Source organism: Arthrobacter sp. 01T419 (genome assembly GCF_056398865.1).
The window spans coordinates 1-21,467 of the sequence record NZ_JBFTQF010000026.1 but is presented as its reverse complement, the minus strand read 5'-3'; the positions used below and the strand labels follow the sequence as shown (position 1 = coordinate 21,467).

The following is a 21,467-nucleotide window of genomic DNA, read 5'->3' as shown; positions in this document are numbered from 1 at the left end:
TTGATCCGACCGGCGGCGGTCGGGCACGCTGGATGATGAGGTGGAAGCCTGCGCTGAACGCGTTCGCGATCACCTTCGCCGGCCGGTTCGAAAGAACCACTCACTAATGAAACCGGCCGGATCCACACACCGTTTATCGGACAGTCCCGTTGCAAGAGCTGTTTCAGCCCCCAGTGGAGTGATGAAGCGAGTTAGTTGCCGCGCTACATCGCTGCCGTGTCATGGGTCTGGGCCACCGCCGAGGCATAGACCGGGGGGAACAGCTCGGAGGCTTCGCGCCGCCGGTAATCGCGTTCGCCGTAGGCTTCAACCATCTGCCCAAAAAGACGTTGACCCTCAGCCCGAAGTTCATCGAGTTCGATACCCAGGAGCGATCCATCAACAACCACGGGGCGGCCTGCAACGTACGTGTCGGTGACGTTGCGTGCAGAGCCGTTGAGGATGAGCGTGCGCAATGGATCTTCCACGACCCCGTCGCGGAAGTCACCCAGTGAGGCGACCATGATGTCCGCTTGCGCGCCCGGGCACAGACGTCCCAGGTCGTCTCGGCCCAATGCCGTGGCGCCGCCCAGAGTGGCAGCGTCGAAGAACGCCGAGACCGCACCGGCGTCCCGGCGGCCCTCTGCGATGCGGGCCAGATGCGTGCCGACGTCGATGCCCTTGATCAGGTCCGGCGGGAAAGAATCCGTTCCCAGGCACATGTTGACCCCGGCAGCCGCGAAGGCGTCAAAAGACTTGAGGATGTCTGAGTAGTGGAACGACGTCAGGGGGCAGTGGATGATGCTGACGTCATGCCGGGCCAGCACGTTCAACGGCCCACCCTCTGCGCCGGAGGACGGGTCGGTGCCGTCGATGACAACCCCATGCGGGATAAGGAGCCGAGTGTCCAGAAGACCGGAATCCCCAAGCTGCTCCAAGACGGTGCGCCCGGTGAGCTTGATAAGGAACCCGTCTTCATTGGGCTGCTGCAGGCAATGCAGGCGGACCAGTGCGTTGCGTTCGATGGCCAGCTCGGCGGTTTGGCGCATCAGCTTGTCCGAAAGTGTCTCGATTCGGCACGGCAGCAGGACACCGGTGAGCAACGGGTGTCCGAGCTCGTCGGCGTAGTCGAGGAACCGTGCGGCGTCGGCAAGTCCCTTGCGGCCCTCTTCCTCGTCGAAGAGGATCACGCGCTGGCCGCCGTCGTCAGTGACATTGATCCCTGAGCGGTACGCCGGGCCCAGGAAGCCTCGCAGACCGAGCTCGATGCTGGACTGCGCCATTCCCTGGAGTTCTTCGAAGGTTTCAGCCCAAGAGCTGTGGATCTCAGAGGCGATCGGCATGTAGGTGGTCACACCGTGCAAGGCCAGCTGCGCCAGTGCGAACTTGCGCACACTCTGGCGTTGCTCCGCGGTGAAGACATCGCGACGGCGGTTGTTGAAGTAGTCCTCAGACCATTGCAGGCCTGGAGCAGTCTCCTCTGTGGGCCAGGAGTCGAAGATCATGTGGTCAATGTCCGTCAAGGCATCGAGATCGATGAGGCCAGGTGCGATCAGGCTCTGTCCAAAGTCCCGGCGTTCGTCAACAGGACCCGTGTAGCCGGTACCGACGTAGATGATCTCGTCGTCCCGCATCACGACGTGCCCGTCGGTGTGCATCACATGCCTTGTCCCGTCATAGCCGAGGACGTACCGGGCAGAAAGTTGAGTAATCATAAACCCTCCAAGTTAGGTATCCCAGATCGAATAGCCGCGGAAAAGTTCGAAGTTGACCAAGCGCATGGACGCCCTCACTTCCAAGACTTTTAGCGGTTTCTGTGACACGTCTTGCATAGTGCTGTGATCCACCTTACCATTTTTGGTATACCAAATGGCGTAAGCGCATCCCGCCTTCGCCTCTGCAGCACACGAAGGGTGCACCTAATGAAGAACCAATCCACAACCACTCCGGAGGTGGATGCGCCCGTAGTCAAGGTCGATGACGGCGCGACCCGCCTCTTCGCCCCGACCGCGCGCCAATGGGGATCGATGATCCTGCTGTCCACAGCCGTCTGCGCCGTCGCCATCCTGGCCGGAACGCATAAAATTCCCCTGGGCAACGCCGCGATCGTGCTCATGCCGGTCTTGTGGGCCGTGCTGATCGGCGCTGTCATTGGCGTGCAGAAAGTACGCCCCATGTCCGGCCAAAGCCGTGCCGTGGCCTCGGTGTTGCTAAACGTCAGCATCGTGATGTTCCTGGCGGCGCTCGGCACCCAAGTAGGGCCCTCCCTGGCCAAACTGACCTCGCTCGGCCCGGCCATCCTCCTCCAGGAAGTAGGCCACATCTTCGGAACGGTCATCATCGCCCTGCCGGTCGGAATTGCCCTGGGCATGGGCCGAACGGCCATTGGTGCCACCTGGGCAATCGACCGTGAATCACACTTGGCCTACGCACTGCAGCGTTTCGGCGTGAAGTCCCCTGTCTACCGCGGCGTGTTCTCCGTATGGCTGCTAGGCAGCGTCTTCGGCGCAGTCTTCATCTCACTGCTGGCCGGCCTACTCGGCGGGATGGGCATCTTCGACCCGCGTGCCCTGGCGCTGGGCCTGGGCCTCGGCTCTGGATCCATGATGCTCGGTGGTGTAGCTGCCCTCTCCATCATCTACCCGGGGCAAGCACCAGAGATCATGGCGCTGGCGGCCGTCTCGAACCTAGTAACCAACCTTGTCGGCTTCTACGCCGGTGCCTTCCTTTCGTTGCCGATGTCCCTGCGGCTCTACAAGTTCTGGTCGCGCCTCTTCCGCCGCGATGATGAAGGCAATCGCCTTGACCGTGACGGAAATGCCGTTGCAGCGAGACTGCGCCGGCCACAGAACCGGAGCAAGGTGGACGTCTCGGCTGTGCTCCAGGACCCGGAGGTGCGCACGAAGCCTTCAACCTGGATTATCGCTTTCGTCGCAAGCATCGCCACGGGCGTGGTTCTCAACGCTTTGGGAACCAAATCCATCAGTGTCAACGATGTCATTGGGGTGGTGATCCTTGGCCTCCTGACAGCATTGGCTTTCGTGCTCGCCAAGTACGTGCCGGCCGTACCGTCGAGCGTGTGGGTCCTTGCTCTCGCCACCTTCGCGACGGCTCCGATCCTTCCTTTCAGCGGTATGATCGTCTCCTTCACCCATAACCTTGACGCGCTTTACGTAGGCCTCGGATCGATCGCCCTGCTCGGCATGAACGTGGGGCGCGACGTCAACGCGCTGAAGAGCCTAAACTGGCGCACGGTGATTGTGGCGACAATCACGTTCTCCGCAAGTTTCATAGCAGCTGCGGCACTTGCACAATTCGTCATCCATGTCTGAGCGCTGACGCCGAACAAGGGCGGTGGAATGGACTCTTTCGTTCATTCCACCGCCCTCTCGTGTCTCTGCTCTCGCCCTCGGCGGCGCATCCGGGTGATGTTCGACGCATCGCGGTTCCTTCACGCCCGGGGCTGCGCGACATACCGCGTCAGGCGAACGGCGGAAGGACACCAGACCACCTGTGGCTTGCTAAGATCTAAAGGCTCAACCCGGCCCCCGGGAGAGCCCCCCATCAACTGGTCCGGAACGGACGTGCCCCCACGCGCCCGATACCGGCCCCTGCCCGACCCCAGGAGACCCCTGCTCTCATGACCGCATTGGCCGAACCGGACTTTTTCGAGGTACACGACGAGGATTACCGCAGCGAACTGGACTCGCGGTACGAGGAAGGTTTCGGGCGCGGCCCCGAGCTCGACGACGACTACGGCAGCGGCTACGACGAACTCGACAAGCTCTTCGATGGTCTGTTCGACGACGAGGATGACCTGGACGCACCGGCCAAGGCCGAAAAGAAGGTTCCGGCCCGGAAAGACGCTCCGAAGGCCGCCGCCGTTAAGACGGCCGCGCCGAAGAAGGCTTCCTCAATTTCGATGCCCAAGGCCAGCCCGGTCGTTACCCGCAGGGTGGTGCCTGCGGCCGCTCCGGCCGCCGAACCGGTCGCCGCCGTCGAAGCTAGCGTGGTCGAAGAGACGCCGACGGTAACCGTCGTCGAGCCGGCCGCCGTCGAACCTCCCGTCGTCGAACGGGCGAGCGCCGCAGCGGCTGCCGCCGAAGAAGCCGTGACTCCCGCGGTTCCGGACAGCCCTTTCTTCGCCCCGCATATCGCACCGGTCAACGAGCATGTGGAGTTCCTCCGCAAGCTCCGCCCGGACTTCGAGGTTCCCTACGTGGATCCGATGCACTCGGTAGAGGACTGCCGGATTGTCACCCTGTTCTCCAACACCGGCGAGGCCTCCACGCGGGGCGTTGTCTGGGCCGGTGACGACGTCGCCGCCACCCGGCTACTGGGCCTGCAGTTCCAGCTCGGCCTCCGCCCGGAATGGATGATGCCGTGGAACACCCATCCGTGGTTCACCCCCGGCGAAGCCAACGGAAAGCTGACTCCCGAGCAGGTCGGCGCCGGACTCAAGCCGCTGATCGCCTTCCTCAAACTCGTTCCGCGCGCCTCGGCAATCGTCGCCCACGGAACGGAAGCCAACCGCCTGGCCCAAATGCTCCTCAAAACAGACAACCAGCTCATCTGGCGCCGCGGCCTGAAGGTCTACAAGGCCCGTTCGCTGCACGGGCGCGCCTTCGCCGGTTCCAAAGAACGCCAGACCGAATGGCTGATCGAAATGGGCCGCTCCTACGCGGACGCCATGGCCCGGGCCGGTCTCGAGGCCGGACGGCGCTAGGCTCCAGGCCTGACGGCGCTAGGGCGCCAAGCGCCGTGACTTCCGGGCTGGCTTCCCGGCGAACAGTTTCCGGTCCAGCGAAACCGCCCCGGAACCGATGAAAGCAAAAGCAAGCGACACAGCGACATACAGAATGAGCAGCTCAGCGTTGATTCCGGGACGATCACTCAGCAACGGCTTGCCTGATTCGGTGACAAACCAGATCCCCGCGTACATCAGAGCGGCCAGGAAACCAGCCACTCTGGTCAGGGCGCCGAACACCAAAAGTGCGCCCAGTCCGGTTTCACCCCAGATGACCAGCCAGGACATCAGCTCCGCTTTTTGAACACCCATCGCGGCGATGGTTGCCTCAAATGCCGGCTGCCCTGCTGACAGTTTCTGGACCCCATGCAGCAGCACAAGGCCGCCGAACACGACCCTCAGAAACGCGATGCCACGCGAGGACGAGGTCTGCGAAGGAAGGAGGAATTTCACCCGGTCCAATCTTCCATGCCGACGGCACAGCTCAAAACAGCCGCCTTGAAATCCGGCCGTTAGAATCACGCCAACGGCGCTGGAATATCCTTGACGCCCGCCAGAATGTGATCGTGTGGCTGTCCAGCGAGCTCCTCGCTTCCCAGCTTCCCCGTCAATACCTCAACAGCCGTGATTCCCGCGTTCTTTGCCGCTTTGAGGTCGTTCGTGGTGTCACCGGCAGCGAGAACCTCACGGACGTCCACACACGCCAGTCAGTTCCATAGCGCGGTGGATCATATGGGGCGCCAGGCGTCCGCCTGCCACATCGTCAGCGCAGACGACGGCGTCAAGCAAGCCGCCGCCGTCGAGCGCTACCCGGCGGGTTCTGCTCGTAGAAGCCGGCGAGAAGCTCCTTCAAGCGATGGTCACGCACATCATCATCGTTCTGGTGTTGATCATCGTGGTGGACCAGTTCTCCGCCTGGGTCCGCCGGAACCTGGCGGCCTAGGCATTCAGCGCTGTTGCGGAAGTGACGGTCGCGGAAGCGACGGCCGGTGCGGCTCGCCGATCGGAAGGACGGCGAGCCGGGCCGCCAGGCCAGCGTCACCCATGAGCTGCTTCACAATATCCGGCCCCTCGGTGAAGTGAACCCAGCCTTCTGTATGGACGGGGACCACGGTGGCAAGAGGGAAAAGTCCGGCCAATTCCACAACGTCCTGCGAAGTGAGCGTCAACGGGGCGCCACCAAAAAGCGGGGTTCGTGCAGCTCCCGCGAAAACCACGGCCAAGGTGGTGGTCGGAAACCGCAGGGAGATTTTGGCTGCCAGCTCCAGTGATGCGTTGTCCCCCGAGACGTACACCGTCGGCCAGCCTTCCGCCTCGAGCACGAAACCGGTGACCTCACCCGTGACAGCTTCGGCGCCGCTCGGTCCGTGCAGCGCCGGTACGGCGGTGACCGCCACGGGTGCGTCCCCCTCCACTGTCACGCGCTCCCAAGGACGGAGTCCCCGGACCCCGGGGATTCGGCTCGCAGCTTCTGCTGTACTCAGGATCATTCCGGCATCGTTCAGGAGTTCCCTTCCGCTGTTGTCCAGATTGTCTGCATGCTGATCATGCGAAAGCAAAACGACGTCGATTCGTCCTAGGTCTTCTGCCGCCACGGCCGGACCGGTCAGTTTGACCAGGCTCCGGCCGGCGCCCAACGGGTAGTCCCCTGGGGCATCGAAAGTAGGGTCAGTGAGGAGGTTCAGGCCTGCGTATCGGATCAGGATGGTCGGTCCACCAATATGCGTCAGTGTGGGCCGTTGGAGGTCTTGGGGAATGTTCATAAGGCAACTCTGCCCGCCCAACTGGTGGCAAAAAAGTGGCCCGGAAGACAATTATCGTTAGGATCGGGCCATGATGGTTCACCGATCCCACAAGGTTGCAGTGCTTGCCATGCCAGGCATGAGCCCCTTCCACCTTGCTGTGCCCCAGATGGTCTTCGAAGATCCCGCCCCGTCCGGGGCCGCGCCGCGATACCAAGTGAAGGTTTTCACGCCGAATCCCGGCCGGGTCCGAATGGGCCACGGCCCCGACATGGTGGTTGAACCCGGGTTGGAAACCATTGCATGGGCAAACACCGTTGTCCTCCCGAGCTGGGATCCCGACGTCCAAGCTCCTGGAGAACTCTTGGATCCAATCCGGACCGCTCATGAGAACGGCAGCCGGGTTGTCTCACTATGCCTCGGCGCATTCCTGCTGGCTGCCACCGGGCTACTGGACGGCCGCGAAGCAGTAACCCATTGGGGATACTCCGGGGAGTTGCAGCAGCGCTATCCCGCTCTGCGGGTAGTGGAGAATGCTCTCTGGGCCGACCACGACGACGTCGTCTCCTCGGCCGGCGTTGCGGCCGGACTCGACTGCTGCATCCATCTGCTTCGAAAAGACTTCGGCTCGGACGCGGCCGATCGCGTGGCGCGCGGCTTGGTCATGGCACCGCACCGCAATGCCACCCAGGCCCAGTTCATTCCGGCCAGGCTCCCGCGCGGCACGGGCCACGACGGAATTGAGCGCGCCATGACGTTGGCTCGCGAAAACCTCAGCCAGCCAATCGGCCTGGACCAGTTAGCGGCGGCTGCTTCGATGAGCCGCAGGACCTTCACAAGGCACTTTCGCAGCCGCACGGGAACCACGGTCCTTGATTGGCTGACGCAACAGCGGCTGGACCACGCACGAAGGATGTTGGAGTCAAGCCATGCTGGAATCGAAGAAATTGCCGCCTCCTGCGGTTTTGGCTCCACGGCAGCCTTCCGGCAACATTTCCGCTCCGCCTTCGGAAACACGCCAAGCCGCTACCGCGAGGAGTTCGCTTCCTGACCTCGGGTATCAGCCGGCGGGCGGCAGAATGGAAGCTGAAGTGGGCTTCGCTGGGAGGCCCGGACAGGATGGGTGAATCCGGGATGAATGTTGACGTCGTCGTAGTCGGCGGAGGCGCTTCCCACGGCGCGACGCGCAACTTCAACACCGCATACGCGGAGGACGACTATCTCGCCCTGCTCAGCGAAGCCAAGGGTCTCTGGGAGGGGCTCGCCGAGGAGACCGGAACACGGCTGTTGGACCTTGTGGGGCTGGCCAACCATGGCAACGTCGCCCGGCTCCGGGAAGTCCGTTCCGCGCATGCGAAGCGGGGCATCGCAAGCCATTTCATCTCCGCCAAGGAAGCGGGAGAGCGTTGGCCGGGCATGGCCTTCCGGAGCGATGTCCTCTTCGTGCCTGAATCGGGTCGCGTTCGTGCAGCCGAGGCACTCAGGGTCCTGCGCACGTCGGCCGAGGCCCACGGTGCAAGGTTCGAGTATTCAACCCCGGTTCGCGACATCCGCGTTCTCGGCGATGATCGCGCCGTCGTCGTGACTGATTCACAAGAGATCATGGCGCACCGGGTAGTCGTCACGGCCGGTGCCTGGACCAGCAAGCTTGTCGGGACGCAGGTGCCCCTGCCCCGCCTGGTGGTCACCCAAGAGCAGCCTGCCCACTTCACACCCATCAACGGTTCACAGCTTTGGCCGAGCTTCAACCACGCTCCCGACCCCGGAGATCCCCATGACGACTATTGGTACAGCCCCGTCTACGGGATGCTCACACCGGGTGAAGGGGTCAAGGCAGGCTGGCATGGAGTGGGGCCCGTCACGGATCCAGATGCCCGCACGTTCCAACCTGAGCCGGTCCAGCTGGAGGCCCTCCGCCGCTACGCCCGTGAATGGCTGCCGGGTGTGGATGCCGAATCGGYGGTTCCCATCAGCTGCACCTACACCAGCACGGCCAATGAAGACTTCGTGCTTGACCGTTTTGGTCCCCTGGTGATCGGTGCGGGCTTCTCCGGGCACGGCTTCAAATTCACCCCGGCAATGGGCCGGGTGCTTGCCGACCTGGTCGACGGCATCGACGCGCCCCACCGTTTTTCCGGGCGAAGCCGTGCCTAGACGCAACTAGCCCGCGGTGATTGTCGTTCTCAAAACGACAATCACCGCGGGCTAGCCGGGCGAGGAGCGCGGGCGCTAGTTCAGCGTGGCGACTACCTCGTTGAGCTTGGCGGAGGGACGCATCACGGCCTCTGCCTTCGCGGCGTCGGGACGGTAATAACCCCCAATGTCTGCGGGCGAACCCTGAACTGCGAGCAGCTCGGCGATGATGGTTTCCTCATTGGACGTCAGGGCCCCGGCGACGGCGGAGAATGCCGCAGCGAGCTCGGCGTCGTCGGTCTGCTGGGCCAGTTCCTGGGCCCAATACTTGGCGAGGTAGTAGTGGCTGCCTCGGTTGTCGAGTTCGCCGACCCTGCGCTTCGGGGACTTGTTGTCGAGTAGGAACGTCCCCGTTGCACGGTCCAGGGTGTCGGCGAGGACCTGTGCACGGGCGTTGCCGGTGGTGGTGGCAAGGTGCTCGAAGCTAACGGCGAGGGCAAGGAATTCGCCCAGGCTGTCCCAGCGCAAGTGGTTTTCCTGCAGGAGCTGCTGGACGTGCTTCGGAGCAGATCCGCCGGCACCGGTCTCAAAGAGTCCGCCACCGTTGATCAGCGGAACCACGGAGAGCATCTTGGCGCTCGTGCCGAGTTCGAGGATCGGGAACAGGTCCGTGAGGTAGTCGCGCAGCACGTTGCCGGTCACCGAGATGGTGTCTTCGCCCTTGCGGATCCGTTCCAGCGTGAACGCGGTGGCCTTCTCCGGGGACATGATTTCGATCTGCAGGCCCTCGGTGTCGTGGTCCTTCAGGTATTCCTTGACCTTGGCGATCAGCTGGGCGTCGTGGGCGCGGGTTTCGTCGAGCCAGAAAACGGCCGGCATCTTGGACGCGCGGGCACGGGTGACAGCCAGCTTGACCCAGTCGCGGATCGGCACGTCCTTGGTCTGGCAGGCGCGCCAGATGTCGCCCGGGGAAACCTGGTGTTCGATCAGCACGGTTCCGGAGGAGTCCACAACCTGGACGGTGCCAGCGTTCTCGACCTCGAAGGTCTTGTTGTGGCTGCCGTACTCCTCGGCCGCCTGTGCCATCAGGCCGACGTTCGGAACGGTTCCCATCGTGGTGGGATCGAAGGCGCCGTGGGCGCGGCAGTCATCGATGACTACCTGGTAGACATCTGCGTAGCAGCTATCAGGGATGACGGCCAAGGCATCGTGCTCCTTGCCATCCGGCCCCCACATGTGGCCCGAGCTGCGGATCATTGCCGGCATCGAAGCGTCGACGATGATGTCGCTGGGGACGTGCAGGTTGGTGATGCCCTTGTCGGAATTGACCATGGCAAGTGCCGGGCCGTCTTCCAAGCCCTTCTTGATGGCCGCCTGGATCCCTTCACGGACGTCTTCAGGGAGTTCGCCGAGGCCGTTGAGGATCGAAGCCAGTCCGTTATTCGCGCTCAGGCCGGCAGCAGCAATCTGCTTGCCGTAGGTGTCGAAAAGCTCGGAGAAGTATGCCTTGACGACGTGGCCGAAGATGATGGGGTCGGAGACCTTCATCATGGTGGCCTTCAGGTGGGCCGAAAACAGCACACCTTCTTCCTTGGCGCGGATCACCTGGGCAGCCAGGAACTCGTCCAAGGCCGCGGCGCGCAGCACGGTGCCGTCCACCACTTCACCGGCGAGGACGGGGAAGGCAGGCTTGAGGACCTTGACCGTGCCGTCTTCGCGGACAATCTGGATCTTGATGGTGTCATCGGCCGGGATGACCACGGATTTCTCGTTGGAACGGAAGTCGTCCGCCGCCATGTGGGCAACGTTGGTCTTGGAGTCGGCGCTCCAGGCACCCATGGAGTGCGGGTTCTGGCGGGCGTAGTTCTTCACCGAAAGGGGCGCGCGGCGGTCCGAGTTGCCTTCGCGCAGGACCGGGTTGACGGCCGAACCCTTGATCTTGTCGTAACGCGACCGGATGTCCGTCTCTTCGTCAGAGGAAGGGTTGTCCGGGTAGTCCGGAAGCGCATAGCCCAGAGCCTGGAGTTCGGCAATGGCCGCCTTGAGCTGGGGGACGGATGCGCTGATGTTGGGGAGCTTGATGATGTTTGCTTCGGGCTTCTTTGCCAGTTCACCCAGTTCGGCCAGGGCGTCGCTGATCCGCTGCTCTTCAGTCAGGTAGTCACCGAATACTGCGATGATTCGGCCAGCCAGCGAAATGTCGCGGGTTTCGACCTCCACGCCAGCCGTCGAGGCGAAAGCTTCCACAATCGGCAGGAAAGAGTAAGTCGCCAGCATCGGCGCTTCGTCAGTGTGGGTATAGATAATCTTTGCCATTGGCGGGGCATCTCCCTGAAAGTCTGCAGATTTCAACATCTCTAACTTACCTGAGGGGGCCGGATTGGCGCCTACCGGGATGGTTTCGCGCCGTCTACGCGACGTCACACGCAGCCAAACCTTATGTACCAACAGGCTGAATCGGAGTAGGTTCAATGGGTCAACTGTGGCCGACAACAGATGGCTACATCATCGATTGGCAGGACAATCATGACAAAGAAATCACTCCCTATCACCGGTCTCCTGAGCCTCCTTACCTTCGCCGTTTTGACCCTCTGCTCCGCTGGAGGGGCGGCAGCCGCCGCTCCCCTTCGTGCGGCTTCGAGTTACGCAGCGCCTGGGACGCAGCAACTCGTCGGCCTGGCAACGGCAAACACCGACCCCACAGGGTATTGGACTCCTGAACGGATGCGAACAGCAATCCCGGGTGATGTCCTCGCAGGGAAAGCCCTCGCGCGAGCCGCAGCCTCCGGAGTTACTAATGGCACCGTCGAATCGGGGCCGCCCGTGAAGATCGCCGGTGCCGCCAAAGCAGGCAGCCCGAGCCTTCACCAAAATGAAGACCCCATTGACCACGTTGGCAAAGTCTTCTTCACCATGGGACTCTTCGCTTACGTCTGCTCCGGCAACGTCGTCGTGTCGGAGAATGACAGCACGGTGGCCACTGCGGGCCACTGCGTCAACGAGGGTCCCGGAGCGTTTGTCCGGAATTTCGTCTTCGTTCCGGCCTATCTCAACGGCACGGCTCCCTACGGTATTTGGCCGGCCAAAGCCCTTTACACCACCGCGCAGTGGCGGACCGCAGGCGATATCCGCTATGACACCGGCTTCGCGGTCACTGCCACGGTGAACGGCAAGCACCTGGCCGACGTCGTTGGCGCGTCCGGAGTGGAGTTCAGCATCGAGCGGGGCCTGAACTACCAGGCTTTTGGCTACCCTGCCGCCCCACCGTTTGACGGCCAATCACTGAAGAGTTGCTCGGGTGACGCCGCCAAGGATCCCATCAATCCGCAGTTCCGGGCGCAAGGAATCCCCTGCGACATGACCGGAGGATCATCGGGCGGCCCGTGGATGGTCGACTCCGGTCGGGATTCCTACCAAAACTCCATTACGAGCTACGGCTACCCCGGCGGCCCGGCCGTGATCTACGGGCCTTATTGGGGCTCCGTTATCCGGGAAGCCTACGAACTGGCATCCACATCCTGAATCGCCTGGCGGAAAGGTATCCACAGAATTCACAACTAGTCAAAAATGAAAGTCAAATCTCACAAAATTTGACAAATCTATTTACAAAAAAGTCACAGCTTGGGTAGTTTCGGTTCCGTCAGTCGGCGGCCACCACAAACCGGCCGCCTTAACTTTCGAAAGCTAGGACAATTGTGACGAGAACCAAAACCCTGGCCACAAGCCTGTTGAGCCTTTCTGCCGCCGCATTGCTCGCCTTGGGAGCCGGCAGCGGAGCCAACGCGGCTCCGCCCTCCGCCCACGGCACGGACGCCTCGACCGTCAGCAGCCATTCGCCGTCGGACAGCAACACTGCGGACTATTGGACTCCAGAACGCATGAAGAGCGCCGTCTCCGGCGACGTTCTGGCGGACAAGGCGCTCGCGCGCGGGCAAGCCAAAGTGGGCCTCACCGACCTCCCTGTTTCTCCGGAGCAGGTTTTTCCCGAACTCGCGCGCACCGTGGCTATCGAGGGCCAGAAGGCCACCAGCACGCCAGCGCAGTCCCCCACCGTGGATCGCAAGGCCAACGCCAGTGAAAGCCCGGTCTCCAACATCGGAAAAGTGTTCTTCACTCTCGGCGGGGTGAACTACGTCTGCTCCGGTAATTCCGTCACCTCGGCCAACCAGAGCACCGTGTCCACTGCCGGCCATTGCCTGAACGAGGGCCCCGGGGCGTTCGCGACCAACTTCACATTCGTTCCTGCCTACTTGAATGGTGCGGCTCCGTATGGCAAGTGGACGGCCAAAGCGCTGTACACCACCAGCCAGTGGTCCTTGAGCGGGGACATGCAGTACGACACCGGCTTCGCCGTCATGAACACCCTCAACGGGCAGAAGCTCTCAACCGTGGTGGGCGCCTCCGGAGTCCAGTTCAATGCCGCCCGCGGACTGTCATACAAGTCGTTCGGCTATCCCGCAGCGTCCCCGTTCAACGGCGAGTCACTCAAAAGCTGCTCCGGCACGGCCACGAATGATCCCTACAACCCCCAGTACAACACCCAGGGAATCCCGTGCAATATGACAGGTGGCTCCTCCGGTGGCCCGTGGTTCATTGGCACCAGCTCCCGCGGATACCAGAACTCCGTGAACAGCTACGGATACGGGAGCAACTCCACCAAGATGTACGGCCCGTACTGGGGCACTGTCATCCAGGGCACGTACCAGACCGCGTCCTCAGCGCCGTAACCTCCACCATCCCCCCGGACATGACCCCTGTTCGCTCCCAGGACTGGACATATTGCGAATATGTCCAGTCCTGGTCACAAAAAATGGACATGTCCTCCCAGGAAGGGAGGGCATGTCCATTTTTAGGTGGAGCGTTTGGACTTAGTGGAAGAAGTGGCGTGCTCCCGTGAAATACATCGTGATGCCGGCAGCGTTGGCCGCGGCGATGACTTCCTCGTCGCGCACTGACCCGCCAGGCTGGACGACGGCGCGGACACCGGCGTCGATCAGGATCTGCAGGCCATCGGCGAACGGGAAGAACGCGTCGGAAGCGGCCACGGCACCACGGGCACGCTCGGGTGCGCCCGTCGCGGAGGCGTTGGACGCGCCGCCAGCACCTTCGACGTCGGACTCCACCTGGACGCCCAAGGTGTTGGCGCGCTCAACGGCCAGCTTGCAGGAGTCCAGGCGGTTGACCTGGCCCATGCCGATGCCCACTGCGGCGCCGTTGTTGGCCAGGAGGATCGCGTTGGACTTCGCCGCGCGGCAAGCAGTCCACGCGAACGCGAGGTCGGCCAGCGTGACGTCGTCGGCAGCTTCGCCTGCGGCGAGGGTCCAGTTGGCGGGGTTGTCGCCGTCGGCGTCCACCTTGTCGGCTTGCTGGACGAGGACGCCGCCCGAAACCTGGCGGATCTCCGTTGGGTAGCGGCCGTAGCCGTCCGGCAGGGCCAGCAGGCGGATGTTCTTCTTCTTGGAGAGGATTTCAACGGCTTCCGGCTCGAAGCCCGGGGCGATAACAACCTCGGTGAAGATCCCGGCCACCGTCTGGGCCATACCCGCCGTAACGATGCTGTTGGCCGCGATGACGCCTCCGAAAGCGGACACCGGGTCGCAAGCGTGGGCCTTGGCGTGGGCGTCGGCAATCGGGTCGTCAGCATCGGCGGAACCAACGGCCACACCGCACGGGTTTGCGTGCTTGATGATGGCGACAGCTGGCTCCGAGAAGTCGAAGGCCGCGCGCAGGGCAGCGTCGGCGTCGACGAAGTTGTTGTAGCTCATGGCCTTGCCGTGCAGCTGGTCGGCCTGGGCGATGCCGGCGGGTGCGGCCTTGTCCACGTAGAGGGCGGCCTGCTGGTGCGGGTTTTCGCCGTAGCGCAGGACCTCGGAGCGTTCCAGGGCCAGGCCGGCGTAGGCGGGCCAGTCGATGACGCCGTCGCCGTCTTCATCGAGGAACTGGCTGGCAGTCCAGGTGGCGACGGCGGTGTCGTACGTCGCGGTGTGGGCGAAGGCTTTCGCGGCCAGGCGGCGGCGGGTCTTCAGGTCGAAGCCACCGGCAGCGGCGGCTTCCACCACGGCGCCGTAGAAGTTCGGGTCAACTACGATCGCGACGGCGGCGTGGTTCTTGGCGGCCGAACGCACCATGGCGGGGCCTCCGATGTCGATCTGCTCGACGACGTCGTCCTGGGCCGCGCCGGAACGGACCGTCTCCACGAAGGGGTAGAGGTTGACCACGACGAGGTCGAACGGCTCGATCTCCATCTTGGCGAGCGTTTCCATGTGCGCAGGAACGCGGCGATCGGCCAAGATGCCACCGTGCACGCGCGGGTGCAGGGTCTTGACGCGGCCGTCGAGCATCTCCGGGGAACCGGTGACCTCTTCGACTTCCTTGACCGGAATACCGGCTGCCGCAATCCTCTTCGCGGTGGAGCCGGTGGAGACGATGGCGACACCTGCTGCGTGCAGGCCCTTCGCGAGCTCCTCCAGCCCCGTCTTGTCGTATACCGAGATCAGTGCACGGCGGATGGGAACACGGTCAAGCTGCGTCAAGCTCACAAAAGTCTCCGTCTTATTTCGCGGGATTCCACGGTTGCTGGGGATACGCACGAGTTTATCGTGTTGTGGCTCCTCTTCGTTTTTCGAGACGTGCGGCCTCCCGCAACATAGGGTTGGGCCATGGAATCCGCGGATGTGATTTTGGTGGCCGACGTTGGCAAGAGCCGATGCCGGGTTGAACTCAGGCAGGGCGATCAGGTGTTGGGCTCGGCGGACCAGCAGGGCTTTCCTGGATTGGGCGTGGACAACGGGGCCCGGTTCGCCTTCGAGCTGCTCGCGGACACTGCTGCCATGCTGCCTGGAGGGCTTCCAGCCGGTTCTTTGCGGGGAATCGGCGCCGCCGTGGCCGGAGTCGAGGCCTCCGCGGCGAACTCCCACGAACTCGCCGTCCTGCTTTCCGGACGCTTCAAAGTCCCCGCAGCGGTCCTCTCGGATGCCACGGCTGCCCAGCTCGGCGCCTTGAACGGCGCTCCCGGGACCGTGCTGATTGTGGGCACCGGAGCTGTTGCCTTCCGCTTTGACGACGCCGGGACCCTGCACCGCGCCGACGGTTGGGGACCGCTGTTGGGCGATCTGGGAAGCGGCCGATGGATCGGCCAGCAGGGTCTCCAGGCCGCACTTCAAGCGCACGACGGCGGCCCGGCCACTTCGTTGCTCGCCGCGGCGGCCGCACTGGCTGGCTCGCCCGCGCAGCTCCCTGCGTGGCTCGCCGAGTCCGCGAACCCTGCCCGGACGATGGCGCGTTTCACGCCCGCCGTACTGCGGGAAGCGGAGGCGGGAGACGCCGTCGCACGCGGCATTTTGGACGAAGCGTGCAGTCTTCTCGTGAACACCGTTTCCCTCGCGTCCGGGGACACGAAACAAGTGGCCCTTCTCGGCGGCGTGGTGAAATCGGAGTTCTTTGCCGGGCTCTTGCACAACGCCCTCGCTTCGGCTGGGATTGAGGTGGTTGCGGCGCTCGGCGATGGCATGGACGGCGCCGCCCTCGCAGCGAACCGCCGCGGGCTCCTTCAGGAAAGGTACATCCACCGTGACGGAACAGTCTGACGCAGCATCCCCTGATTCTCCCGGTTCTATCAGTGGCGACCGGCTCAAGGAGCTCCGCTCCGAGCTCGCAGGCCTGCAGACTGAAGCGGCATCGCCCGCGCTCAGTGAACTGGACACCATGGGCACAGCCGAGCTCGTCGCCGCGATGAACGAGCAGAACCGCGGAGTTCCGGCCGCCGTCGAACAAGCGAGCGAACAGATCGCCGCTGTGGTCGACGCCGTTGCGGAACGCCTCGCCCGCGGCGGCCGGCTGATCTACGTCGGCGCCGGAACGGCCGGGCGTCTCGGGGTGTTGGACGCAAGCGAATGCCCGCCCACCTTCGGCACTCCCCCGGGACTCGTCGTCGGGATCATTGCGGGCGGCACCCAGGCTATCCAGAAACCAGTGGAATACGCCGAGGACAACGCCACGGCCGGAGCCCGCGACCTGCACGACATCGGCGTGACCGAGGCGGACGCCGTCGTCGGAATTTCGGCTTCGGGACGCACGCCGTACGTGATCGGGGCGCTCGAGGAGGCCCGCAGTCGTGGGGCGTTCACCGCGTCGCTCGCCTGCAACCACGATTCACCCATCAGCAAATTGACGGACGTGGCGATCGACGTGGTGGTCGGCCCGGAGTTCGTTGCCGGTTCCACGCGGCTGAAAGCCGGCACTGCGCAAAAACTCGTCCTCAACATGATCAGCACGCTCGCCATGGTCAAGCTCGGCAAGACGTACGGAAACCTGATGGTGGATCTGCGCGCCACGAACAATAAACTCCTCGCGAGGTCCCAGCGGACCATCCAACATGCCACTGGTGTGGACGCGGAGACGGCGATTCGAGCGTTGGATTCCGTGGGTGGTTCGGTCAAGGCGGCCATCCTGGTGGTGCTGACGGGCATCGATCCCGGGCAGGCGAAGAGTGCCCTGGACGAGGCCGGGGGCTTCCTGCGAAAGGCGATCCAAAAGCACGGATAGAGTTTTCCCCGGAGGTAGGGGAAATGAACACGTACACAACCGTCCCGAGCGGCGAGCAGGTGGTCCAGGAGCTGCCGTGGCGGTGGAAGGTCCAAGGCCGGATCTTCCTGATCGGCGGCTTGGGCTTCATGTTCGATGCGTGGGACGTGACCCTCAACGGCATTCTCATTCCACTGCTTTCCAAACACTGGTCGCTGCTACCCGCCGACGCCGGATGGATCGGCACCGCCAACCTGATCGGCATGGCTCTGGGCGCCTTCGCTTGGGGCACCGTCGCGGACACGATCGGCCGGAAGAGGGCATTCACCGCTACCCTGCTGATCTTCTCAATCTTCACCGTGCTGGGAGCATTTGCCCCGGACATCGTGTGGTTCTGCATCTTCCGCTTCATGGCCGGTTTCGGGCTAGGCGGCTGCATTCCCGTGGACTATGCGTTGGTGGGTGAATTCACGCCACGGAAGCAACGCGGCAAGGTGCTCACCGCCATGGACGGTTGGTGGCCCGTGGGCGCCGCCCTGTGCGGCTTCACTTCGGCCGGACTCATTGCGGCCTTGGCGGATTGGCGCCTGACCATGCTCGTGATGGTTTTGCCTGCCCTTCTGGTCTTCTGGGTCAGGCGGAGCGTGCCCGAATCCCCGCTCTTCCTCATCCACAAAGGCCGGCGCCAAGAGGCCGCCGAGGTCATTGACAGTCTCGTCTTGGCCACGGGGGCCGAGCCGCGCGCCTACAGTCTGCCCGCGCCCCAAGACACACCGCGTCTCTCGGCCGGGAGCGCGTGGCAGCAGTTGCGGCGCCTCTGGCAATTCAATTGGAAGATCACGACGGCGGCCTGGGCCCTGTTTTTCAGCATCCTTCTGGTTTACTACTTGAGCTTGACCTGGATGCCGCGGATTCTGATCGGTGCCGGTTTCGAGGAGTACAAGGCCTTCGTCACGACAGCCGGGATGGCCGCCGTCGGGCTCCTGGGCGTGGTGGTAGCCGCAGTTCTGATTGAGCGGGTAGGCCGCAAATGGATCCTGGCCGTGACCGGGCCGTTATCGGCATTGACCTTGGTGATCGTTTCCCTGGTGGTGGACATTCCCGACGCCGCGGTGTTCTGGCTGCTGGCGTTTGGCTTCGTTGTCCAGGTGGCTATCCCAGTGCTCTACGCTTACGTGTCTGAGCTCTACCCCACCGAGCTGAGGGGCTCCGGATTCGGCTGGGCGTCCACGTTCTCACGGATTGGAGCGGGCATCGGACCGCTCGTGTTCGCCTCGTATTTCTGGCCCGAGTTTGGCCTGGCCACGTCCTTTGCCCTGGCCGGCGGGCTGATCGTGCTGTCGGTGCTTTGGATGGCGTTGTTTGCACCGGAGACCAAACAGCGCGAACTCCACTGAGCATGCCCCCTGTTCGCAGCAAGGAGTGGACATAACAGCAATATGTCCTGTCGCAGCGGCCAACGCCGGACATGTCCCCCGGAGAGTTTTGCGCATGTCCATTCCTGGCAGGCAAACGCTGGACATGTCCCCCGGAGAGTTTTGCGCATGTCCATTCCTGGCAGGCAACGCTGGACATGTCCGCCCGGAGAGCCGGGCTTAGACGTGCTTCCCTGCCGCGAGCTCTGCGAGGGTCTGGACCAAGAGCTTGCGCTCCACCACCTTGATGCGTTCGTGCAAGGTGTCTTCGGTGTCGTCCGGGGCGATTTCGACAGCTTCCTGGGCGATGATGGGCCCGGTGTCCACCCCGGCGTCGGCCCAGTGGACCGTGCAACCCGTAACCTTCACTCCGTAGGCCATTGCATCTCGAACTCCGTGGGCACCAGGGAAGGCGGGCAGCAGTGCGGGGTGCGTGTTCAGGTACTTGCCGCCGAAGGCATCGATGAATTCCGGGCTGACAATCCGCATGAACCCCGAAGAAACCACCACATCCGGGTGGTAAGAGGCAACAGCCTTGGTAAGTGCGGCGTTCCAGTCTGCCCGGTCTGCGTAGTTCTTGAAGTCCACCACGAAGGTGTCCAGTCCAGCTTCGGCAGAGCGTTCCACACCGTAGGTATCCGGCCTGTCGGCGCCCACGGCTGCGATCTCAACGTCAAGCTCGCCTGCCTTCACGGCGTCGATAACTGCTTGAAGATTGGAACCGGTGCCGGAGACGAGGACAACAATGCGCATTGCACTAGCTTATGGGTGGCTCGCGTAGGCTGGAAAACATGAATTCCGGCGTTGGACCCAGCCCTCAGCAGCATCCACAGAGCGAGGCTGCCAAATCAGCGCTTGCAGTTACCCAAATGCTTTTCAGGTCATTCCTGCTGACTGTGCTCGGCGCCGTCTTCGTCTACGTCCTGAACATCAGCTACGTCTGGCTCAGTGCCATCCTCACGGTCATCGCGGGGGTACTTGGTGTGGTGGTCCTCGTCCGGACCATCAGGTTCAAGCAGCCTCGATTGGTTCTATTCGGGACCATTTCCGGGCTGGTGGTTACGGCCATCATGTGCCTGCTGGTGCTGACGGCCGTCGTCTTTTTCCAGCAGATCCTCACGTTGCAGGACTGCTCGCGGAACGCATTGACCATCCAAGCCCAAGACTCCTGCCAAGTGGACTTCCAGAAGTCGGTTCCTTCCGGGCTGCGCTAACCAGAACTTAGCCAGGCCGCAACCCACGGTGGGGCGGGGCAGCTTAGCTGTGGTCGCCGTCGTACACGGAAGCGTCAAGGTCCGCTTCGCGGAGCTTCTGTCGCCGCTCCAACCATGGCCCCGCCGAATAGCCAATCACGACGCCGATCCCCACTTCCGCGGCGATCCAGACGGCCGTCCACAGCGGATCCGGGCCGATCTCGGTGAGGCGCCCAATTCCGGCGGAACCGCGCGCCAGCCACGCGAGTCCCCCGGCGAAAGCCCCGGCGACAGCCCCGACGAGCGCGCCCAGGAACAGTGTGGAAACTGGCGCTGTGAACCAACGCGCTTTGATTTTGATGGAGAGCCATTCGTCGAAGTGGTTCTCGCCCTCGCGCAGGAACCACCAGCCCGCCAACAGCCCGGCGAGTACCGGAAGGGCAAGGGCCGTCGCGCCAAAGTCGAGCTGCCCTGTGGGCAGCGCGCCGAAGATAGGAATGGCAGGCAGTGGCCCGACGGCGGTGCCCAGCGGCCCGGCGTGTGAGCCGACGCCGAGGGCGAACCCCGCGCCGGAGGACCACGCCAGGGTGAAAACGGCCAGATTGGGCAAGTAACCGAGCTGGGCGATGGTCAAAACGCCGCCGCCGAGAGCACCGGCTTTCAGGCCTTCGTAGACGGCGATGATGTCCGTCCAGTGCACCACAAGGACCACTGCGAGCAGCAGGGCAGCAAGCGCGAGTGCTGCCATGATCGCCACAAATCCGGCTTTGATGGCGGAGCCGAAGTAGGACCCTGCCCATCGGGAATGCTGGCTGGTGCGTGCGAGCCAATCAACGGCGTCGACGCCAATCAGCCTGCTCCAGGATCCGGACTCCCGCCGGGCACCGACCACCATGCCGAGGCCGAACGGTATAAGCGGTAGGAACGAGGCGAACCAGATATTGATGACCACGTCCTGGGTGCGGCAGATGAAGCCGGTGGCCGCACCGAATGCCCCGTAGACAAGCAACGCACCGAAGAACGCCTGCCATAGCTGGTCCGTGTAGGACGCCCTGGCCAGGCGGCGCCCCGCGCGCCACGCCAGAAGGAACGGAACCAAGGTCAGTCCGAGTGGGATAAGGGACAGCATCCCGGAGCCCGGTAGCCCCGCGGTACCAAGATTCACCGTGGCAAGCTGCAGCGGCACGCCGTGGACCAGCAGCCAGGTTTGGCCGGCCAATCGTGCCAGGAAATCGATGCTGTGGTTTTGGAATCCGTCAGTTGCCCAGACGCCGACGAGCGGCAGAACCACCACGAGCGCCGAGATGATCGCGGCCTGGGCCGACTCAAGGGCACCCTGCAGCCACAAGGGCATGGGCAGTCCACGGTTTCCGGTCTGATCAGCGCGCAGTTTCATCGTGTCCTATCGTGCCACGGTGTGCCTCGCTCCCCCGGCAGGCTCCCGCAGATGCCGCCAAACCTCCGACGCTCGCTCGCCTATAGCGTCCTCCCGGCCAACGCTCGCTCACCTATAGCGCCCTCCCGGCCAACGCTCGCTCACCTATAGCGCCCGAAAGCCAAACGCTCCTGCACATCCGCCGCGCCGCCGGGGACTGTCCGATAAACGGTGTGTGGATCCGGCCGGTTTCATTAGTGAGTGGTTCTTTCGAACCGGCCGGCGAAGGTGATCGCGAACGCGTTCAGCGCAGGCTTCCACCTCATCATCCAGCGTGCCCGACCGCCGCCGGTCGGATCA

General features: G+C 63.5%; 18 protein-coding genes. 10 read left to right on the top strand and 8 right to left on the bottom strand.

The features are described 5' to 3' along the window. Window positions 1–203: 203 nt before the first annotated feature. Window positions 204–1,694, bottom strand: coding sequence for a chlorohydrolase family protein (locus tag AC1DLO_RS22195; RefSeq protein ID WP_476891810.1), 1,491 nt, complete (start codon window positions 1,692–1,694; stop codon window positions 204–206). 207 nt (window positions 1,695–1,901) lie between these two features. Between AC1DLO_RS22195 and AC1DLO_RS22190 the strand changes: the two genes are divergently transcribed. Both AC1DLO_RS22190 and AC1DLO_RS22185 read left to right on the top strand, forming a co-directional pair. Next, complete coding sequence (locus AC1DLO_RS22190; protein ID WP_476891809.1) at window positions 1,902–3,311, top strand: DUF3100 domain-containing protein; 1,410 nt, start codon at window positions 1,902–1,904, stop codon at window positions 3,309–3,311. 896 nt (window positions 3,312–4,207) lie between these two features. Further along, on the top strand, window positions 4,208–4,705 hold the full coding sequence (locus tag AC1DLO_RS22185) for a uracil-DNA glycosylase family protein (RefSeq protein WP_221451226.1): 498 nt from the start codon (window positions 4,208–4,210) through the stop codon (window positions 4,703–4,705). Window positions 4,706–4,723: 18 nt separating this feature from the next. On the opposite strand, the gene AC1DLO_RS22180 is transcribed toward AC1DLO_RS22185, so the two are convergent. The 3 genes from AC1DLO_RS22180 to AC1DLO_RS22170 form a co-directional block, all read right to left on the bottom strand. Next, entirely contained in the window at window positions 4,724–5,179 is a 456-nt protein-coding gene (locus AC1DLO_RS22180) for a DoxX family protein (RefSeq protein WP_476891808.1), read from the bottom strand. A 65-nt stretch (window positions 5,180–5,244) separates the two neighbouring features. Next, window positions 5,245–5,424, bottom strand: a complete 180-nt coding sequence (locus AC1DLO_RS22175) for an HAD family hydrolase (RefSeq protein ID WP_476891807.1) — start codon at window positions 5,422–5,424, stop codon at window positions 5,245–5,247. A 249-nt stretch (window positions 5,425–5,673) separates the two neighbouring features. Further along, window positions 5,674–6,489, bottom strand: coding sequence for an MBL fold metallo-hydrolase (locus AC1DLO_RS22170; RefSeq protein WP_476891806.1), 816 nt, complete (start codon window positions 6,487–6,489; stop codon window positions 5,674–5,676). Window positions 6,490–6,559: 70 nt separating this feature from the next. Here AC1DLO_RS22170 and AC1DLO_RS22165 point away from each other — a divergent pair, with 70 nt between their 5' ends. Together AC1DLO_RS22165 and AC1DLO_RS22160 are read left to right on the top strand one after the other, a co-directional pair. Continuing rightward, window positions 6,560–7,519 (top strand): GlxA family transcriptional regulator, encoded by a 960-nt coding sequence (locus AC1DLO_RS22165; protein WP_476891805.1) that lies wholly within the window; start codon window positions 6,560–6,562, stop codon window positions 7,517–7,519. Between the two features lie 83 nt (window positions 7,520–7,602). After that, entirely contained in the window at window positions 7,603–8,622 is a 1,020-nt protein-coding gene (locus AC1DLO_RS22160; protein ID WP_476914616.1) for an FAD-dependent oxidoreductase, read from the top strand. 75 nt (window positions 8,623–8,697) lie between these two features. Here the strand turns inward: AC1DLO_RS22160 and AC1DLO_RS22155 are convergent, their stop codons facing one another. After that, the gene (locus AC1DLO_RS22155; protein ID WP_476891803.1) at window positions 8,698–10,917 is read right to left on the bottom strand and encodes an NADP-dependent isocitrate dehydrogenase; all 2,220 of its coding nucleotides are present in this window, start codon (window positions 10,915–10,917) and stop codon (window positions 8,698–8,700) included. Window positions 10,918–11,127: 210 nt separating this feature from the next. Here AC1DLO_RS22155 and AC1DLO_RS22150 point away from each other — a divergent pair, with 210 nt between their 5' ends. Continuing rightward, window positions 11,128–12,123 (top strand): trypsin-like serine peptidase, encoded by a 996-nt coding sequence (locus AC1DLO_RS22150; RefSeq protein ID WP_476891802.1) that lies wholly within the window; start codon window positions 11,128–11,130, stop codon window positions 12,121–12,123. A 173-nt stretch (window positions 12,124–12,296) separates the two neighbouring features. Further along, the gene (locus AC1DLO_RS22145; protein WP_476891801.1) at window positions 12,297–13,328 is read left to right on the top strand and encodes a trypsin-like serine peptidase; all 1,032 of its coding nucleotides are present in this window, start codon (window positions 12,297–12,299) and stop codon (window positions 13,326–13,328) included. A 141-nt stretch (window positions 13,329–13,469) separates the two neighbouring features. On the opposite strand, the gene purH is transcribed toward AC1DLO_RS22145, so the two are convergent. Beyond that, window positions 13,470–15,140: a bifunctional phosphoribosylaminoimidazolecarboxamide formyltransferase/IMP cyclohydrolase gene (purH, locus tag AC1DLO_RS22140; protein ID WP_476891800.1), complete on the bottom strand. Its 1,671-nt coding sequence runs from the start codon at window positions 15,138–15,140 to the stop codon at window positions 13,470–13,472. 120 nt (window positions 15,141–15,260) lie between these two features. On the opposite strand from purH, the gene AC1DLO_RS22135 reads away from it, so the two are divergent. From AC1DLO_RS22135 to AC1DLO_RS22125, 3 genes are read left to right on the top strand one after another with little or no spacing between them, the layout of a single operon-like run. After that, window positions 15,261–16,187 carry an N-acetylglucosamine kinase gene (locus tag AC1DLO_RS22135; RefSeq protein WP_476891799.1) on the top strand — a complete coding sequence of 309 codons (927 nt, stop codon included), beginning with the start codon at window positions 15,261–15,263 and terminating at the stop codon, window positions 16,185–16,187. Further along, on the top strand, window positions 16,171–17,145 hold the full coding sequence (gene murQ / locus AC1DLO_RS22130) for an N-acetylmuramic acid 6-phosphate etherase (protein ID WP_476891798.1): 975 nt from the start codon (window positions 16,171–16,173) through the stop codon (window positions 17,143–17,145). Before AC1DLO_RS22135 ends, murQ begins: the two co-directional genes overlap by 17 nt. A 23-nt stretch (window positions 17,146–17,168) precedes the next feature. Then, window positions 17,169–18,521: an MFS transporter gene (locus tag AC1DLO_RS22125; protein WP_476891797.1), complete on the top strand. Its 1,353-nt coding sequence runs from the start codon at window positions 17,169–17,171 to the stop codon at window positions 18,519–18,521. 198 nt (window positions 18,522–18,719) lie between these two features. Here AC1DLO_RS22125 and purN read toward each other — a convergent pair whose 3' ends face one another. After that, window positions 18,720–19,292, bottom strand: a complete 573-nt coding sequence (purN, locus tag AC1DLO_RS22120; protein WP_476891796.1) for a phosphoribosylglycinamide formyltransferase — start codon at window positions 19,290–19,292, stop codon at window positions 18,720–18,722. A gap of 38 nt (window positions 19,293–19,330) precedes the next feature. On the opposite strand from purN, the gene AC1DLO_RS22115 reads away from it, so the two are divergent. Further along, the gene (locus AC1DLO_RS22115) at window positions 19,331–19,753 is read left to right on the top strand and encodes a hypothetical protein (protein ID WP_476891795.1); all 423 of its coding nucleotides are present in this window, start codon (window positions 19,331–19,333) and stop codon (window positions 19,751–19,753) included. A 43-nt stretch (window positions 19,754–19,796) separates the two neighbouring features. Here the strand turns inward: AC1DLO_RS22115 and AC1DLO_RS22110 are convergent, their stop codons facing one another. After that, window positions 19,797–21,128: a cell division protein PerM gene (locus tag AC1DLO_RS22110; RefSeq protein WP_476891794.1), complete on the bottom strand. Its 1,332-nt coding sequence runs from the start codon at window positions 21,126–21,128 to the stop codon at window positions 19,797–19,799. Window positions 21,129–21,467: the final 339 nt, after the last annotated feature.

Excerpts from the sequence above, each read along its gene's own strand:
- AC1DLO_RS22195 (WP_476891810.1), bottom strand. The coding sequence starts at position 1,694 with ATGATTACTCAACTTTCTGCCCGGTACGTCCTCGGCTATGACGGGACA.
- AC1DLO_RS22190 (WP_476891809.1), top strand. The coding sequence starts at position 1,902 with ATGAAGAACCAATCCACAACCACTCCGGAGGTGGATGCGCCCGTAGTC.
- AC1DLO_RS22185 (WP_221451226.1), top strand. The coding sequence starts at position 4,208 with ATGCACTCGGTAGAGGACTGCCGGATTGTCACCCTGTTCTCCAACACC.
- AC1DLO_RS22170 (WP_476891806.1), bottom strand. The coding sequence starts at position 6,489 with ATGAACATTCCCCAAGACCTCCAACGGCCCACACTGACGCATATTGGT.
- AC1DLO_RS22165 (WP_476891805.1), top strand. The coding sequence starts at position 6,560 with ATGATGGTTCACCGATCCCACAAGGTTGCAGTGCTTGCCATGCCAGGC.
- AC1DLO_RS22155 (WP_476891803.1), bottom strand. The coding sequence starts at position 10,917 with ATGGCAAAGATTATCTATACCCACACTGACGAAGCGCCGATGCTGGCG.
- AC1DLO_RS22150 (WP_476891802.1), top strand. The coding sequence starts at position 11,128 with ATGACAAAGAAATCACTCCCTATCACCGGTCTCCTGAGCCTCCTTACC.
- AC1DLO_RS22135 (WP_476891799.1), top strand. The coding sequence starts at position 15,261 with ATGGAATCCGCGGATGTGATTTTGGTGGCCGACGTTGGCAAGAGCCGA.
- AC1DLO_RS22125 (WP_476891797.1), top strand. The coding sequence starts at position 17,169 with ATGAACACGTACACAACCGTCCCGAGCGGCGAGCAGGTGGTCCAGGAG.
- purN (WP_476891796.1), bottom strand. The coding sequence starts at position 19,292 with ATGCGCATTGTTGTCCTCGTCTCCGGCACCGGTTCCAATCTTCAAGCA.
- AC1DLO_RS22115 (WP_476891795.1), top strand. The coding sequence starts at position 19,331 with ATGAATTCCGGCGTTGGACCCAGCCCTCAGCAGCATCCACAGAGCGAG.
- AC1DLO_RS22110 (WP_476891794.1), bottom strand. The coding sequence starts at position 21,128 with ATGAAACTGCGCGCTGATCAGACCGGAAACCGTGGACTGCCCATGCCC.